At 72.9% G+C, this 14,556-nt stretch carries 14 protein-coding genes; 9 read left to right on the top strand and 5 right to left on the bottom strand.

Features of this window, described 5'->3' with window-relative positions; translation table 11 throughout:
* Positions 1-8 precede the first annotated feature (8 nt).
* The 6 genes from PO78_RS14450 to PO78_RS14425 all read left to right on the top strand — a co-directional run bounded on the left by PO78_RS14450 (position 9) and on the right by PO78_RS14425 (position 4,766).
* Positions 9-362 carry an urease subunit beta gene (locus tag PO78_RS14450; protein ID WP_043744769.1) on the top strand — a complete coding sequence of 118 codons (354 nt, stop codon included), beginning with the start codon at positions 9-11 and terminating at the stop codon, positions 360-362.
* Positions 362-2,113, top strand: coding sequence for an urease subunit alpha (gene ureC / locus PO78_RS14445; RefSeq protein WP_012586237.1), 1,752 nt, complete (start codon positions 362-364; stop codon positions 2,111-2,113). The genes PO78_RS14450 and ureC overlap by 1 nt, the downstream gene beginning before the upstream one ends.
* 37 nt (positions 2,114-2,150) lie before the next feature.
* Positions 2,151-2,699, top strand: a complete 549-nt coding sequence (ureE, locus tag PO78_RS14440) for an urease accessory protein UreE (protein ID WP_043744767.1) — start codon at positions 2,151-2,153, stop codon at positions 2,697-2,699.
* Positions 2,700-2,761: 62 nt separating this feature from the next.
* Positions 2,762-3,472 (top strand): urease accessory protein UreF, encoded by a 711-nt coding sequence (locus tag PO78_RS14435; protein WP_043744763.1) that lies wholly within the window; start codon positions 2,762-2,764, stop codon positions 3,470-3,472.
* Positions 3,469-4,146 (top strand): urease accessory protein UreG, encoded by a 678-nt coding sequence (gene ureG / locus PO78_RS14430; RefSeq protein WP_004324680.1) that lies wholly within the window; start codon positions 3,469-3,471, stop codon positions 4,144-4,146. The genes PO78_RS14435 and ureG overlap by 4 nt, the downstream gene beginning before the upstream one ends.
* Before the next feature lie 38 nt (positions 4,147-4,184).
* A complete protein-coding gene (locus PO78_RS14425) occupies positions 4,185-4,766 on the top strand; it encodes a HupE/UreJ family protein (protein ID WP_004324682.1) in 582 nt (193 codons plus the stop codon).
* A gap of 30 nt (positions 4,767-4,796) precedes the next feature.
* On the opposite strand, the gene PO78_RS14420 is transcribed toward PO78_RS14425, so the two are convergent.
* A complete protein-coding gene (locus tag PO78_RS14420; RefSeq protein ID WP_043744759.1) occupies positions 4,797-5,687 on the bottom strand; it encodes a LysR family transcriptional regulator in 891 nt (296 codons plus the stop codon).
* 114 nt (positions 5,688-5,801) lie between these two features.
* Here PO78_RS14420 and PO78_RS14415 point away from each other — a divergent pair, with 114 nt between their 5' ends.
* The gene (locus PO78_RS14415; RefSeq protein WP_012586243.1) at positions 5,802-6,404 is read left to right on the top strand and encodes a cysteine hydrolase family protein; all 603 of its coding nucleotides are present in this window, start codon (positions 5,802-5,804) and stop codon (positions 6,402-6,404) included.
* Positions 6,405-7,008: 604 nt separating this feature from the next.
* Here PO78_RS14415 and amaB read toward each other — a convergent pair.
* The 4 genes from amaB to PO78_RS14395 form a co-directional block, all read right to left on the bottom strand.
* Positions 7,009-8,514, bottom strand: a complete 1,506-nt coding sequence (gene amaB / locus PO78_RS14410) for an L-piperidine-6-carboxylate dehydrogenase (RefSeq protein ID WP_043744755.1) — start codon at positions 8,512-8,514, stop codon at positions 7,009-7,011.
* 19 nt (positions 8,515-8,533) lie between these two features.
* Positions 8,534-9,673: a saccharopine dehydrogenase family protein gene (locus tag PO78_RS14405; RefSeq protein WP_043744753.1), complete on the bottom strand. Its 1,140-nt coding sequence runs from the start codon at positions 9,671-9,673 to the stop codon at positions 8,534-8,536.
* Positions 9,674-9,770: 97 nt separating this feature from the next.
* The gene (locus PO78_RS14400; RefSeq protein ID WP_043744751.1) at positions 9,771-11,135 is read right to left on the bottom strand and encodes an ABC1 kinase family protein; all 1,365 of its coding nucleotides are present in this window, start codon (positions 11,133-11,135) and stop codon (positions 9,771-9,773) included.
* A gap of 53 nt (positions 11,136-11,188) precedes the next feature.
* Positions 11,189-11,650 (bottom strand): DUF3429 domain-containing protein, encoded by a 462-nt coding sequence (locus tag PO78_RS14395; RefSeq protein WP_043744745.1) that lies wholly within the window; start codon positions 11,648-11,650, stop codon positions 11,189-11,191.
* Positions 11,651-11,889: 239 nt separating this feature from the next.
* On the opposite strand from PO78_RS14395, the gene PO78_RS14390 reads away from it, so the two are divergent.
* Positions 11,890-12,882 carry an NAD(P)/FAD-dependent oxidoreductase gene (locus PO78_RS14390; protein WP_043744742.1) on the top strand — a complete coding sequence of 331 codons (993 nt, stop codon included), beginning with the start codon at positions 11,890-11,892 and terminating at the stop codon, positions 12,880-12,882.
* An 87-nt stretch (positions 12,883-12,969) separates the two neighbouring features.
* Positions 12,970-14,550 carry a cryptochrome/deoxyribodipyrimidine photo-lyase family protein gene (locus PO78_RS14385; protein ID WP_043744740.1) on the top strand — a complete coding sequence of 527 codons (1,581 nt, stop codon included), beginning with the start codon at positions 12,970-12,972 and terminating at the stop codon, positions 14,548-14,550.
* Positions 14,551-14,556 lie beyond the last annotated feature (6 nt).

Genomic DNA, 14,556 nt, shown 5'->3' with positions numbered 1-14,556 from the left:
GCAGGCCGATGATCCCCGGAGAACTCTTCGTCGCCGACGGCGACATCGAACTCGCCGCCGGCCGTGCCACGCGCGCGCTGGTGGTGAGCAACACCGGCGACCGCCCGATCCAGGTCGGCTCGCACTACCACTTCGCCGAGACCAACAGCGCGCTCGACTTCGACCGCGCGGCGGCGCGCGGCTTCCGCCTGAACATCGCCGCCGGCACGGCGGTGCGCTTCGAGCCCGGACAGTGGCGCACCGTCGAGCTGGTGGCGCTCGATGGCGAGCGCGAGGTGTACGGCTTCAACGGCCTCGTCATGGGACGGCTGGACGAGCCCGCGACCGCGCCCGCCGCGCACCGGACGCAAGGGAGCCTGTGATGGCGACGATCTCGCGCCGCGCGTACGCGGAGATGTTCGGCCCCACGGTGGGCGACCGGCTCCGCCTGGCCGACACCGAGCTCGTGATCGAGGTGGAGAAGGACTTCACCATCTACGGCGAAGAGGTGAAGTTCGGCGGCGGCAAGGTGATCCGCGACGGCATGGGCCAGGGCCAGGGCGTGGCCGCCGACGTGGCGGACACCATCGTCACCAACGCGCTGGTCATCGACGCGGTGGCGGGCATCGTGAAGGCCGACGTGGGTCTCAAGGACGGCCGCATCTGGAGGATCGGCAAGGGCGGCAACCCGGACATCCAGCCCGGGGTGACGATCCCGATCGGCGCCGGCACCGAGGTGATCGCCGGCGAGGGCATGATCCTCACCGCGGGCGGCATCGACAGCCACATCCACTGGATCTGCCCGCAGCAGATCGAGGAGGCGCTGAGCTCGGGCGTCACCACCATGCTGGGCGGCGGCACCGGGCCGGCGACCGGCACCTTCGCGACCACGTGCACGCCGGGCCCCTGGCACATCCACCGCATGCTGGAGGCGGCCGAGGCCTTCCCGATGAACCTCGGCTTCTTCGGCAAGGGCAACGCCAGCCTGCCGGCGCCGCTGAAGGAGCAGGTGCAGGCCGGCGTGATCGGGCTGAAGCTGCACGAGGACTGGGGCACGACGCCGGCGGCGATCGACAACTGCCTGACGGTGGCCGAGCAGATGGACATCCAGGTCGCCATCCACACCGACACGCTCAACGAGTCGGGCTTCGTCGAGACCACGCTGGCGGCGTTCAAGGATCGCACCATCCACACCTTCCACACCGAGGGCGCGGGCGGCGGCCACGCGCCGGACATCATCCGCGCGATCAGCCGCCCCAACGTGCTGCCGTCCTCGACCAACCCGACGCGGCCCTACACGGTCAACACCATCGACGAGCACCTCGACATGCTGATGGTGTGCCACCACCTCGATCCGAGCATCGCCGAGGACGTGGCCTTCGCCGAATCGCGCATCCGCCGCGAGACCATCGCCGCCGAGGACATCCTGCACGACACCGGCGCGTTCTCGATGATGTCGTCCGACTCGCAGGCCATGGGCCGGGTGGGCGAGGTGGTGATCCGCACCTGGCAGACCGCGCACAAGATGAAGCTGCAGCGCGGCTGGCTGGCGCCGCGGCGCAGCGCGGCGGCGGCGGTGCCGGACGCGGTGGCCGTGGTCGAGGGCAGCACCGCCAACGACAACTTCCGCGTCAAGCGCTACATCGCCAAGTACACGATCAACCCTGCGCTGACCCACGGCATCGCCCACGAGGTGGGCTCGATCGAGCCGGGCAAGCTCGCCGACCTGGTGCTGTGGCGCCCGGCCTTCTTCGGCGTCAAGCCGAGCCTGGTGATCAAGGGCGGCATGATCGCCGCGGCCGCGATGGGCGACCCCAACGCCTCGATCCCGACCCCGCAGCCGGTGCATTGGCGGCCGATGTTCGGCAGCTTCGGACGCGCGCTGAAATGCGCGGTGACCTTCGTGTCGCAGGCCGCGCTGCACAACGCCGCGGTGGCCGCGCTCGGGCTGCAGAAGCCGCTGGTGGCGGTGAAGGGCTGCCGCACGCTGACGAAGGCCGACATGGTGCTCAACGACGCCACGCCGCAGATCGAGGTCGATCCCGAGACCTATGTCGTGCGCGCCGACGGCGAGCACCTCGCCTGCGAACCCGCCACCGAGCTGCCGCTGGCGCAACGCTATTTCCTGTTCTGAGCGCAGCGCACCGGAACCGCACTGGAGACCTCCCGCCATGCCGATGACCGCAGAAACCCTGGCCGACTTCGTGATGCCCGCTCCCGCCACCGACGTGCTGCTGATCGAGCAGTTCCACGAGGGCGACGAGCCGGCGAGCGAGGTGCTCGAGCTCGACTTCGGCGCCCGCACCAGGAGCCGCCTGCGCACCCGGCTCGCCTCAGGCGCCGAGGTGGGCCTCTTCCTGCCGCGCGGCACCATCCTGCGCGGCGGACAGAAGCTGCGCGCACGCGACGGCCGCATCGTCGAGGTGCGCGCCGCCGCCGAGGACCTGCTCGAGGCGCGCTGCGCCTCGGCGGTAGCGCTGGCGCGCGCCGCCTTCCACCTCGGCAACCGCCACGTCGCGGTCGAGGTCGGGCACGACGAGGCCGGCGACTGGCTGCGCCTCCAGGCCGATCACGTGCTCGAAGGCATGCTGGTGGGGCTGGGCGCACTGGTGAGCGCGCTGCGCGCGCCCTTCGAGCCCGAGGCCGGCGCCTATGCGCCCGGCCACCAGCACCCGGGCGACGGCAGCGGCGCGCGCATCCACCTCATGAGCGGGCAATGAGCGCCGCCACCCATCGCCCGATGCCGGCGCCGGCAAGGCCATGCGCCGCCGCAGCCGCTGTCATGGAATGCAACGCCGCGGGAGCGGGTCGCGGCCTGTTGCCGCTGGTGCGCCTGCTGCAGCTCGCCAGCCCGGCGCTGCCCGTCGGCGCCTACACCTACTCGCAAGGCCTGGAGTGGGCGGTGGAGGGCGGCCTCGTGCGCAGCGAGGCGGAGGCCGCGGCGTGGATCGGCGAGCTGCTGGAATGGAGCCTGGCGCGCTTCGAGGTGCCGCTGCTCGGTTGCCAGCTCGCGGCGTGGTCGCGAAACGAAGACGCCGAGCTTGCGCGGCTCAATGACGACTTTCTCGCCAGCCGCGAGACTGCCGAGCTGCGCGCCGAGACGGTGCAGATGGGCTGGTCGCTGGTGAGGCTGCTGGCCGAGCTGGATGCGTTTGCGTCGATTCCCGGCTGGCGCGCGCGCCTGCTGGCGATCGAGGCCCCCGCCTTTCCCACCGCGTGGTCGGCCGCCGCCGCGGCCTGGCAGGTAGCGCCCGGCGAGGCGCTCGTCGCCTACCTGTGGGCCTGGCTGGAGAACCAGGTGATGGCCGCGGTGAAGGCCGTGCCGCTCGGCCAGAGTGCCGGGCAGCGCCTGCTCGCCACGCTCGGCGCCCGCATCCCGGCGCTGGCGGCGGCGCTCGTGCTGCCCGAGACGGCCTGGAGCAACTACACCCCCGGCCTGGCGATCGCCAGCAGCCGGCACGAGACCCAATACACGAGGCTGTTCCGATCATGACCCCGATTTCTGCCCTCCACGCCGCGCATGCCCCCACGACCGCCCGTGCACACGCCGGACCGCAGCGCGGCCCCCTGCGCGTCGGCATCGGCGGCCCGGTCGGTTCGGGCAAGACCGCGCTGACCCTGGCGCTGTGCCTGGCCCTGCGCGACAAGTACGACATCGCCGTGGTCACCAACGACATCTACACCGCCGAGGACGCCCAGTTCCTCGTGCGCAACGAGGCGCTCGCGCCCGAGCGCATCATCGGCGTGGAGACCGGCGGCTGCCCGCACACCGCGATCCGCGAGGACGCCTCGATCAACCTCGAGGCGGTCGAGCGTCTGAACGCGCGCTTCCCCGGGCTGGACATCGTCTTCGTCGAATCCGGCGGCGACAACCTCGCCGCCACCTTCTCGCCCGAGCTCTCCGACCTGACGATCTACGTGATCGACGTCTCCGCCGGCGACAAGATCCCGCGCAAGGGCGGGCCGGGCATCACCCGCAGCGACCTGCTGGTGATCAACAAGATCGACCTCGCGCCGCTGGTAGGTGCCTCGCTCGAGGTGATGGACCGCGACGCGCGCAGGATGCGGGGAGATCGCCCCTTCCTGTTCTCGAACCAGAAGACCGGACAGGGCCTGCGTGAGATCATCGACTTCATCGAGCGCCAGGGCATGCTGGCCGCCGCCTGAACACCGCAAGACCTTCCCGCACTCCTGGAGAATCCACCATGACGATCCGCTTCCGCTCCGTGCTCGCCGCCAGTGCGCTCGCAAGCCTCTCGGGGGCCGCGCTCGCCCACCCCGGGCACGCACCCGCCAGCTTCGCCAGCGGCTTCGCCCATCCGCTCGGCGGGCTCGACCACCTGCTCGCCATGCTGGCGGTGGGCCTCTACGCCGCACGCCAGGCGGGCGCTGCAAGCCTGCTGCTGCCCACCGGCTTCGTGCTGGCGATGCTCGCCGGCGCCGGCCTCGGCGCGCTCGGCCTCGCCCTGCCCGCGGTCGAGGCCGGCATTTCCGCCTCGGTGCTGGTGCTGGGCCTGCTGATCGCGTTCGCCGCCCGCCTGCCGCTGGCGGCGAGCCTGCCCCTGGTCGCCGCCTTCGCGCTCTTCCACGGCCATGCCCACCACGCCGAGATGGGCGACGCCACCCTGCTCGGCTACAGCCTCGGCTTCGCACTCGCGACCGCGGCCCTGCACGCGGCCGGCCTGACGCTCGCACGCGCCTTCCCCGACAGCCGCGGCGGACGCCTTGCGCTGCGCCTGGGCGGCGGGGGAATCGCCGGCGTGGGCGTCGCCCTGCTCGGCGGCTGAAGCCTCCGCGGCAAGACCGCCGCGCCGGTGCTAGGGCGGCGCGCTCCGGGGAGACGGCACCCTGCCGGCGAAACCCGCCGCCGCCTCGTCGAAGCGCTCCACCAGCCAGTCCGCGGTCGCGGCGACGCGAACGAGCGGACGGGCGTCGGGGTGGATCAGCATCCACAGCTCGCGGTACAGGATCGGCTCCGCGCCGGACAGGCGGACCAGGCCGGGGTCCGCATCGGCGACGAAGCAGGGTAGCAGGCCGTGGCCGATGCCGCCGGCCACCGCGCGCACGAGGCCGCGCAGGCTGTTCGAGCGCAGGCGGATGCGGCCCTCGCCCAACATGGCGTGCAGGCGGCGCATCTCCGGGGTGTGGTCGAGGTCCTCGTTGTAGGCCACCCAGTCGCCGGCGCTCACCGCCAGGTCGCCGCGCGCCGCGCCGTAGAGCGCGAAGCCGACCCCGGCGAGCTTGCGGATGAGGAAGTCGCCGCTCGCCGGACGCGCCAGGCGGATGGCAATGTCGGCCTCGCGGCGCGCGACGTTGAGGTTGTCGTTGCTGGCGACGAGGTCGACGCGCAGCTCCGGATGGCGGGCGTACAGGCCGGGCAGCCGCGGCACCAGCCACTCGCCGATCAGGGCGCTCACCGCGGTGATCCGCACCACGCCGCCGACCGCGCCGGCACCCGCCTCGGCCAGGCGCGTGATGCCGGCCACGTCCTCTTCGATGCGCGCAGCCCGCTCCAGCACGCGGGCGCCCACCGCGGTCGGCCGCCACAAACCCTCGTCGCGCTCGAACAGCGCCGTGCCCAGCCCCTCCTCCAGCGCGCGCAGGCGGCGCGCCACCGTGGTCTGATCCACCGCCAGCCTGCGCGCCGTGGCGGCGAGCGTGCCCTCGCGGCCGAGGGTGACGAGGAAACGCAGATCGTCCCAGTTCATGTGCCGGAATCCATGCAAATCTGCAGCAGTGTAGAGCAGGAATGTGCATTTACGCAGGCCGTCGGCCGCCTGTACGCTGCCACCATCGTTTCTCGACCCCACAAGGAGCCCCCCATGAGCACCGCATCCATTCCCCTTCGTCAGCTTTCCGGTCTGCCCGCTACCCCGGCCCGCCTGTCCGAGTCGGCGCTCGTCATCGTCGACGCCCAGAACGCCTACCGCGGCGGCGTGATGCAGCTCGAAGGCGTGGAGCCGGCCCTGGACGAATGCGCCCGCCTGCTGGCGCGCGCGCGCGCGCTGAAGATCCCGGTGGTGCACATCCAGCACGACTCGGGCCCCGGCTCGCCCTTCGACCCGAGCGCCGAATGCGGAGCGATCGCCGACAAGGTGGCGCCGGTGGCCGGCGAGGCGGTGGTGGTCAAGCACTACCCGAACTCCTTCGTCGGCACCGAGCTCGACGCGCACCTGAAGGCCGCGGGGGTCAAGAACCTGGTCGTGGTCGGCTTCATGACCCACATGTGCATCAACTCCACCGCGCGCGGCGCCTTCAACCTCGGCTACGCGGTCGCCGTGCCCGCCGCGGCCACGGCCACCCGCGCCCTGCCCGCGCCCGACGGCAGCGTGCTCGCGGCGGCCGCCCTGCAGGTCGCCGCGCTCACCGCGCTCGCGGACCTGTTCGCGGTCGTGGTCGCCGACGGCGCGGCCATCCCGGACTGAGCGCCGACGCGGGGAACACCCGAGAGACCACCCATCGCCATACGGGAGCGACGCGCGTCGCGATCACGGCGCCCCAAATCCGCGCCGCCGTACCGGCACCGCCCGATCGCGACTTGCGTCGCTCCCACGCCCGCCCCCGAGCCCCGGCGGGAAACCGTGCCGCCCTCCTGTAGGCGCGACGCAAGTCGCGACCACGGCGCCCCAAATCCGCGCCGCCGTAACGGCACCGCCCGATCGCGACTTGCGTCGCTCCCACACCCGCCCCCGAGCCCCGGCGGGAAACCGTGCCGCCCTCCTGTAGGAGCGACGCAAGTCGCGATCACGGCGCCCCAAATCCGCGCCGCCGTCCCGGCACCGCCCGATCGCGACTTGCGTCGCTCCCACACCCGCCCCCGAGCCCCGGCGGGATACCGTGCCGCCCTCCTGTAGGAGCGACGCAAGTCGCGATCACGGCGCCCCAAGTCCGCGCCGCCGTAACGGCACGGCCCGATCGCGATTTGCGTCGCGCCCACACCCGCCCCCGAGCCCCGGCGGGAAACCGTGCCGCCCTCCTGTAGGAGCGACGCAAGTCGCGATCACCGCTTCTTCCACGCGCGGCCGGACGTCAGCCGGCCGGCTCGAAACGCACCCCCTGCGCCAGCGGCAGCGCGTCGGAGTAGTTGATCGTCGCGGTCATCCTGCGCATGTAGGCGCGCCAGGCATCGGCACCCGCCTCGCGCCCGCCGCCGCTGTCCTTCTCGCCGCCGAAGGCGCCGCCGATCTCGGCGCCACTGGTGCCCGCATTGACGTTGGCGATGCCGCAGTCGCTGCCGGTGGTGGAGAGGAAGCGCTCGGCCTCGCGCAGGTCGGTGGTGAAGATCGCCGACGACAGGCCCTGCGGCACCGCGTTCTGGCGCGCGATCGCATCCTCCAGCTCCGCGTACTCGAAGCAGTTCAGCAGCGGCGCGAAGACCTCCTCCATGCTGTTCGTCACGGAGGGCGGATGCTCGACCAGGGCCGGACGCACGTACCAGGCCGCGGGGAAACGCTCGGCGAGCACGCGCTCGCCACCATCGATGCGCGCCCCCGCCGCGCGCGCCGCGGCGAGCGCTGCCTGCATGCGGGTGAAGGCCTCGCCCCCGATCAGCGGCCCGACCAGGGTGTCGGCCGCACGCGGATCGCCCACCACCAAGCCGGCAAACACCGCGCGCAGGCGTTCGAGCAGTTGCTCGCGCACGGCCGCGTGCACGAACAGCCGGCGGGTGCTGGTGCAGCGCTGGCCGGCGGTGCCGACCGCGCCGAACACGATGGCGCGCAGCGCGAGCTCGAGGTCGGCGCTCGGCGCCACGATCACCGCGTTGTTGCCGCCGAGCTCGAGCAGGCTGCGCCCGAGCCGCTGCGCCACCCGCGGCGCCAGCGCCCGCCCCATCGCGCAGCTGCCGGTGGCCGAGAGCAGCGCCACGCGGCGGTCGTCGGCGAGCTGCACGGCGCGCTCGGCGCCGCCCACGATCACCGCCGACAGCCCGCGCGGCACCTCCTCCATGCCCGCCGCCGCCTGTTCGAGCAGGCGCTGGCAGGCGAGCGCGCACAGCGGGGTGCGCTCGGAGGGCTTCCACAGCAGGGAGTCGCCGCACACCAGCGCGATCGCCGCGTTCCACGCCCACACCGCGACCGGGAAGTTGAAGGCGGTGACGATCGCCACCGGGCCGAGCGGGTGCCAGCTCTCGCGCAAGGCATGGCCGGGGCGCTCGGAGGCGATGGTCAGGCCGTGCAGCTGGCGCGACAGGCCGACCGCGAAGTCGCAGATGTCGATCATCTCCTGCACCTCGCCTTCGCCCTCGCTGCGGATCTTGCCGCACTCGAGGGTGACCAGTTCGGCGAGCAGGGCCTTGTGCTCGCGCAGCGCCTGCGCCAAGCGGCGCACCAGCTCGCCACGGCGCGGCGCCGGCACGCGGCGCCAGGCCTCGAAGGCCGCCACGCTGCGCGCGATCGCGGCATCGGTGGTGGCGCCATCCTGCGGCGCGAGGCGCGCGAGCAGGCTGCCGTCGATCGGGCTATGCACCGCCAGCGCACCTTCGCGCAGGCGGGGGGCGTCGAGGCCGAGGGGAAGGAAGCGGGCGTTGCTCAACATGCTGGGGTCCTCCTCGGAGTCACATGCCGGAGGCCGGCCCGGCGAGGACGCCGCTGGCGGCGCAGCGCACCTCCTCGCTGTCGGTCAGGAAGTGGCGGCCGAAGCGGTTGGTGACGAAGTCGCAGAAATCCACGTCCTCCTGGCGCACGAAGCCCGCCTGCGGCAGGCGGCCGGCGGCGAGCAGGTCGAGCACCGCGCACAGCGCGCTCGCGGTGGTGAGCTGGATCGCGCTGCGCAGGCGGCCGTTGACCTCGGCCGCATAGAGCTTGCGCGCGAAGGTCTCCTGCATCAGCAGGCCCTCGCGCCGGCCACTGACGGTGACGAAGACCAGCACCACGTCCTGCATGGTCACCGGGATCGCCGACTCCAGGATGTCCTTGAGCAGCGCGCGCCGCTCGCCCAGGCGCAGATCGTGCAGCAGCAGCTTCATCACGTCGCGGTGGCCGCGGTAGCGCACGGTGCGGTAGTTGAGGTTGCGCACCCGGCCCTCGAGCGTGTCGCACAGCGTACCCAGCCCGCCCGAGGTGTTGAAGGCCTCGTAGTCGTCGCCGTCGAGCGAGAAGTGCTCGAGCTCCTCGAGCGCCGGCATCTCGCGGCGCACCCCGTCGACGATCGCCTCGCAGGGGTTGAGGTACTCGTTGATGAGGCCGTCGGTGCTCCAGGTCAGGTTGTACTTGAGGCCGTTGGAGGGGTACTTGGGCAGTGCACCGACGCGCATGCGCACGTCGCGCAGCTCGTCGAAGCGCGCGGCGAGGTCGTGGGCGACGATGGAGATGAAGCCCGGCGCCAGCCCGCATTGCGGGATCAGCGCACTGTGCGCGCCGTTCGCCAGCTCGCGCACCCGGCGCGTGCTGGCGACGTCCTCGGTGAGGTTGAGGTAATGCACCCGCTGCGCCACCGCGGCCGCGGCGATGCGCATGCCGATGTCGAAGGGCCCGGCGTCGATCACCGCCCAGCGCCCTTCCAGCTCCGCGGCGAGCGCATCGGCATCGGCGACGTCCAGCGCGCAGGCCTGCACGCGCGCGAGCTCTGCCCCCACGCGCTCGACCGCGGCGGGGTCGCGATCCGCGACCGTCACCGCATAGTCTCCGCTCCCGGCGAGCAGATCGGCGATCACCGTGCCGATCTTGCCCGCGCCGACGATCAGGATGTCCCTCATGACGCCCTCCCCGCGCGGATTGGCTGGTTTCAGGCCTTGAGACCCTGCGCACGGGGAAATGGTTGCGCGGCGCGGGCCGCGGGGCGCCGGCGCCTCGTCAGCCCAGCCAAGGCGCCGCCAGCGCCGCCACGTCCACGCGCGCGCGCAGCCGCGCCGCGAGCAGGTACAGGCCGCCGAGCTTGCGGTGCAGGAAGAGCGCATCGGCGGGCGGGGTGTGCCAGAAGTCGCGCTCCATGCTCAGCTTCAGCCCGGCATCGCGCAGGCGCAGCGGCAGGTCGCTGGTACCGAAATCGTAGGCGCCGGGGTGGCGCACCGGCTCGCAAGCGATCTCGAAGAGGTCGATCACCGCATCGCGCTGATGGGCATGGATATTGTCCTGGAAGTAGCCGATCGCCTGCGCCGCCTCGCCCATCGTGACGCGGTCGCCACGCACCGAGCCCGCCATCAGGCGGCGGTAGGCCTCGACCACCGGCTCGGCGTAGGGCCGGGTGGCGCCGAAGTCGAGCAGGACCACACGGCCGCTGGCGGCGTCGAAGCGGTAGTTGGCGAAGTTGGGGTCGGTCTGGATGAGGCGGAACTCGAACAGCTCGCGGAACAGCAGGCCGATCAAGAGGCTCGCCACGCGGTCGCGCAGCGCCTGGTCGGCCGCCTGCGGGTCGGCGAGCGTCTCCACCGCCACGCCCTCCACCCAGCTCATCGCCAGGATGTCGCTGCGGGTGAGCGCATCGACCGCGCGCGGCAGCACGAAGTGTTCCGCATCGCCGAGCAGGCCGCCGAAGCGGTGCAGGCTCTCGGCCTCGCGACGGTAGTCGGCCTCCTCGTGGAGCTGGCGCTTGGCCTCGGCGAGCAGCGGCGCGAGATCGAGCGCCTTGGGCAGCAGCCCGGAGACGCGCAGCAGGGTGGCGACGTTGTCCACGTCGCTGTCGATGCTGCGCCGCACGCCGGGATATTGCAGCTTGATCGCCAGCTCCTCGCCATCGCGGGTGCGCGCGCGATGCACCTGGCCGATCGAGGCCGCCGCGCACGGGGTGAAGGAAAAGCGCTCGAAGCCCTGCTCCCAGCCCTTGCCCCAGTGCGTCTCCAGCACCTCGACCACCTGGCTCATCGGCATCGTGCGCGCGTCCTCGCGCAGGCGGGCGAGGATGTCGGCGAGTTCGGGCGGCAGCAGGCTGCCGGCGTCCATCGACATCAGCTGGCCGACCTTCATCGCCGCACCGCGCAGCTGCGCGAGCTGTTCGGCGACGCGGCGGGCGTTGGCCGGGGTGAGCACCAGCTCGCTCACCTTGGGTCGTTTGCCGGCGGCGAGCTGGCGCGCACCCTCGGCGAGCATGCCGCCCGCCACCCCGGTGGCGAGACTGCCCAGGCGGGCAAGACGGGACAGGCGGCCGCCCGGTACCACGACGCTGCGCGCGGCATCCGCGACGGGAATGCTCGGGTCGATGGCGCTGGCGGCGGTGTTCATGGCGTGCTCCTCGGTGGAGATTCGGGCCGGGCTCGGGTGGGCAAGTGCAGACTTCAGTACGGCCATTGCACGAAGGCGCCGCTGATCAGCGCGATGCAGGCGACGGTGGTGAGGCGCAGGCGCAGCGGCAGATACCACTCGGGCAGACCGGCCACGCGCGCCAGACGGCGGTCCTGCACGTAGTGCAAGACGAAGCCGAGCACCAGCAGAACCGCGGCGTCCGACGGCACCAGCAGCAGCGCCGGCCAGGCAATCTGCGAGGGCACCACGCTCCACAGCAGGCTGCGCACGCGAGTACGTTCGTCCAACCCGGGCAGCGCCATCGCGAAGCCCCAGTGCAGCGCGCACACGAAACTGAGGATCACGGCGCCGTAGGCGAACAGCGCGTCGCTCCAGGTGATGCCATGATGGGCGTCGAGCAGGCTGGCGGGGGCGAGCACCACGAAGGGGATCAGGCCGGCGTAGCCGAGCCGGTTGGCGGTGCGGCGGACGGAGTCGGGAAGCAGGACGTTCATGGTCGCGGCTCGCGGGGGAGGAGGAAGGGCAGGCTTGGGGGCGGAGGGACAGAGCGGAGTCCGGGGTGGGCGTCGTGGCCGGCCCTGCGCCGCCAACGGAGGCTCGGATTCGGCTTGCGCGACTTGGCCATGCACGCCCCGCGCTTGAGTTCATCTTATGAAGCCAATCCTATTTTGTCCAGGACAAAAAGAGTATATTCAAGGTCGTGTCCAACTCCCCCCTTCCTCCCGGATCGCCCATGAACGCCAATCCACACGTTGCAATCATCGGCGCCGGGATTGCCGGCCTGGCCTGCGCGCGCAGCCTCGCCGACTCCGGAGTCCGCGTCACTGTCCTCGACAAGAGTCGCGGCCCGGGCGGGCGCACCAGCACCCGCCGCGGCGAGGGCTGGGCCTGCGACCACGGCGCGCAATACTTCACCGCGCGCCACCCGGACTTCATCGAGGAACTCGCGGCCTGGCAGGCGGCGGGGGTGGCGGCGCCGTGGCCGGCGCGCCTCACCGTCTTCGACAGCGACGGCCGCCGCGGCGTGCACGGCGAGGAGGCGCGCTTCGTCGGCACGCCGCGCATGACCGCGCCCGCCCGCCACCTGGCGCGAGGCCTGGACCTGCGCGTGCAGCTGACGGTGAGTGCGCTGCAGCGCTACCCGCACGGCTGGGAGATCGCCACCGCCGAGCGCGGGATGCTGCCCGAGGCCTTCGACGGCGTGCTGCTCGCGGTGCCCTCGCCGCAGGCGGTGCCGCTGCTGCTGCCCTTGTCGCCGGCTCTCGCCGCGACGGCGCAGGCGGCGCGGATGCAGGCCTGCTGGGCGCTGATGGCGCGCTTCGATGCCCCCCTGGCGGTGGATTTCGACGCCGCCTTCGTCAATCGCGGGCCGCTGCGCTGGGTCGCGCGCGACCGCTCCAAGCCGGGGCGGGACGGGCTGGAGACCTGGTCGCTGCACGCGAGCGCGGAGTGGAGCGAGGCGCACATCGAGGATGCGCCCGAGCGCGTCGCCGTGGCGCTGGTCGGCGCCTTCGAGGAACTCGGCGGGCGCATGCCGCTGGGATGGGCGGCGCACCGCTGGCGCTACGCGATCACCGAATCCGCGCTCGACGGCGGCTGCGCCTGGGATGCCGCGCAGGCCTTGGGCCTGTGCGGCGACTGGGCCAACGGCGGCCGCGTGGAGGGCGCCTGGCTGAGCGGGCGCGCGCTCGCGCGCCGGGTGCTCGACGGCCTCGCGGCGGGCTGAGCGTGCGCGCATGAATGCGCTGCCGGGGTCGAGCATGACCGCGCCCGCGACGCGTCCCGCTCGCGCACGCACGCGCAGGAGCACGCCGTGAGCTACGGCCTGGTCTGGTTCAAGCGCGACCTGCGCCTCGCCGATCACGCCGCCTTGGCCACGGCCGCGCGGCGCGGGCCGGTGCTGTGCGTGCTGATCGTCGAGCCGTCGCTGTGGGCGCAGCCCGACGCCGCGCGCCAGCACTACGAGTTCATGCTCGAAAGCGCACGCGAGCTGCACGCCGGGCTGGCCCGCGTCGGCGGTCGCCTGCACCTGCTGGTGGGCGAGGCCGTCGCGGTGCTCGATCGCCTGCACGCCGCAGCGCCCTTCGACACCCTGCATTCGCACGAGGAGACCGGCAACGCCGCGAGCTACGCGCGCGACCGCGCAGTGGCGCGCTGGTGCCGGGCGCGCGGCGTGCGCTGGCACGAGCCGGCGCAGTTCGGCGTGGTGCGCCGGCTCGACGACCGCGACCGCTGGCAGGCAGCGTGGGAGGCGCAGGTCGCCGCGCCGCAGGTCGAGCTGCCCGAGCCCTCGCGGCTGCGCTTCGTTGCGTTACCCGCTGCCCTGCAGCCGGGCGCCGGCGCGACCTGGCCGGATCGCGGCGCGATCGCCGCCGTGCGTGCGCCGACGGCCGTGGCCCTCGGGCTCGACGCCTTCGAGCCGCCCCGGCGCCAGCGTGGCGGGCGGCACGCGGCGCTGGAGGTGCTGCACGACTTCCTCGACGCGCGCAGCGGGCAATACCGCGGCGGCATCTCCTCGCCGCTGAAGGCACCCACCGCGTGCTCGCGGCTGTCGCCCTACCTGGCCTGGGGCTGCCTGAGCCTGCGCGAACTGGTGCAGGCCACCCGCGCGCGCGTCGCCGCGCTGCCCGAGGGCGACCGCCGCCGCGCCGGCCTGGCGGCCTTCCTCAGCCGCCTGTACTGGCACTGCCACTTCATCCAGAAGCTGGAGAGCGAGCCGACGCTGGAGTTTCGCAACCTGCACCGCGGCTACGACGGCCTGCGCGAGCCGGAATGGAACCGGGCGCATTTCGACGCGCTGGTGGGCGGGCGCACCGGCTGGCCACTGGTCGACGCCTGCGTGGCGATGCTGCGCGCGACCGGCTGGCTCAACTTCCGCATGCGCGCGATGCTGGTGTCGGTGGCGGCCTACCCGCTCTGGCTGCACTGGCGCGAGGTCGGCCTGTGGCTGGCGCGCGCCTTCCTCGACTACGAGCCCGGCATCCACTGGAGCCAGCTGCAGATGCAGTCCGGCACCACCGGCATCAACACCACCCGGGTGTACAACCCGATCAAGCAGGCGCGCGACCACGACCCGCAGGGCGTGTTCGTGCGGCGCTGGCTGCCGGCACTGCGGCGGGTGCCGGACACCTGGCTGTTCGAGCCCTGGCGCATGCCGGAGTCGGTACAGGCGCGCTGCGGCGCGCGCGTCGGCGAGGACATCGCGTTGCCGGTGGTCGATCTGGAGACCGCCACGCGCGCCGCCAAGACGCGCATCCACGCACTGCGCGCCCAGCCCGAGGTGCGCGCGGCGAAGGCGGCCATCGTCGAGCGCCACGGCTCGCGCAAGCCGCCGCAGGGGCGGCGCAAGACGGCGGCGGGGTCGGCGTCGGGACAGCTGGACCTGGGGTTTTGAGGGGGC

The sequence above is a fragment of the Thauera sp. SWB20 genome, assembly GCF_000831325.1.
Taxonomy (GTDB): Bacteria; Pseudomonadota; Gammaproteobacteria; order Burkholderiales; family Rhodocyclaceae; genus Thauera; species Thauera aminoaromatica.
The sequence above is the reverse complement of the archived record's forward strand: the minus strand, read 5'-3'. Positions and strand labels throughout refer to the sequence as shown.

Excerpts from the sequence above, each read along its gene's own strand:
- PO78_RS14450 (WP_043744769.1), top strand. The coding sequence starts at position 9 with ATGATCCCCGGAGAACTCTTCGTCGCCGACGGCGACATCGAACTCGCC.
- ureC (WP_012586237.1), top strand. The coding sequence starts at position 362 with ATGGCGACGATCTCGCGCCGCGCGTACGCGGAGATGTTCGGCCCCACG.
- ureE (WP_043744767.1), top strand. The coding sequence starts at position 2,151 with ATGCCGATGACCGCAGAAACCCTGGCCGACTTCGTGATGCCCGCTCCC.
- PO78_RS14435 (WP_043744763.1), top strand. The coding sequence starts at position 2,762 with ATGGAATGCAACGCCGCGGGAGCGGGTCGCGGCCTGTTGCCGCTGGTG.
- ureG (WP_004324680.1), top strand. The coding sequence starts at position 3,469 with ATGACCCCGATTTCTGCCCTCCACGCCGCGCATGCCCCCACGACCGCC.
- PO78_RS14425 (WP_004324682.1), top strand. The coding sequence starts at position 4,185 with ATGACGATCCGCTTCCGCTCCGTGCTCGCCGCCAGTGCGCTCGCAAGC.
- PO78_RS14420 (WP_043744759.1), bottom strand. The coding sequence starts at position 5,687 with ATGAACTGGGACGATCTGCGTTTCCTCGTCACCCTCGGCCGCGAGGGC.
- PO78_RS14415 (WP_012586243.1), top strand. The coding sequence starts at position 5,802 with ATGAGCACCGCATCCATTCCCCTTCGTCAGCTTTCCGGTCTGCCCGCT.
- amaB (WP_043744755.1), bottom strand. The coding sequence starts at position 8,514 with ATGTTGAGCAACGCCCGCTTCCTTCCCCTCGGCCTCGACGCCCCCCGC.
- PO78_RS14405 (WP_043744753.1), bottom strand. The coding sequence starts at position 9,673 with ATGAGGGACATCCTGATCGTCGGCGCGGGCAAGATCGGCACGGTGATC.
- PO78_RS14400 (WP_043744751.1), bottom strand. The coding sequence starts at position 11,135 with ATGAACACCGCCGCCAGCGCCATCGACCCGAGCATTCCCGTCGCGGAT.
- PO78_RS14395 (WP_043744745.1), bottom strand. The coding sequence starts at position 11,650 with ATGAACGTCCTGCTTCCCGACTCCGTCCGCCGCACCGCCAACCGGCTC.
- PO78_RS14390 (WP_043744742.1), top strand. The coding sequence starts at position 11,890 with ATGAACGCCAATCCACACGTTGCAATCATCGGCGCCGGGATTGCCGGC.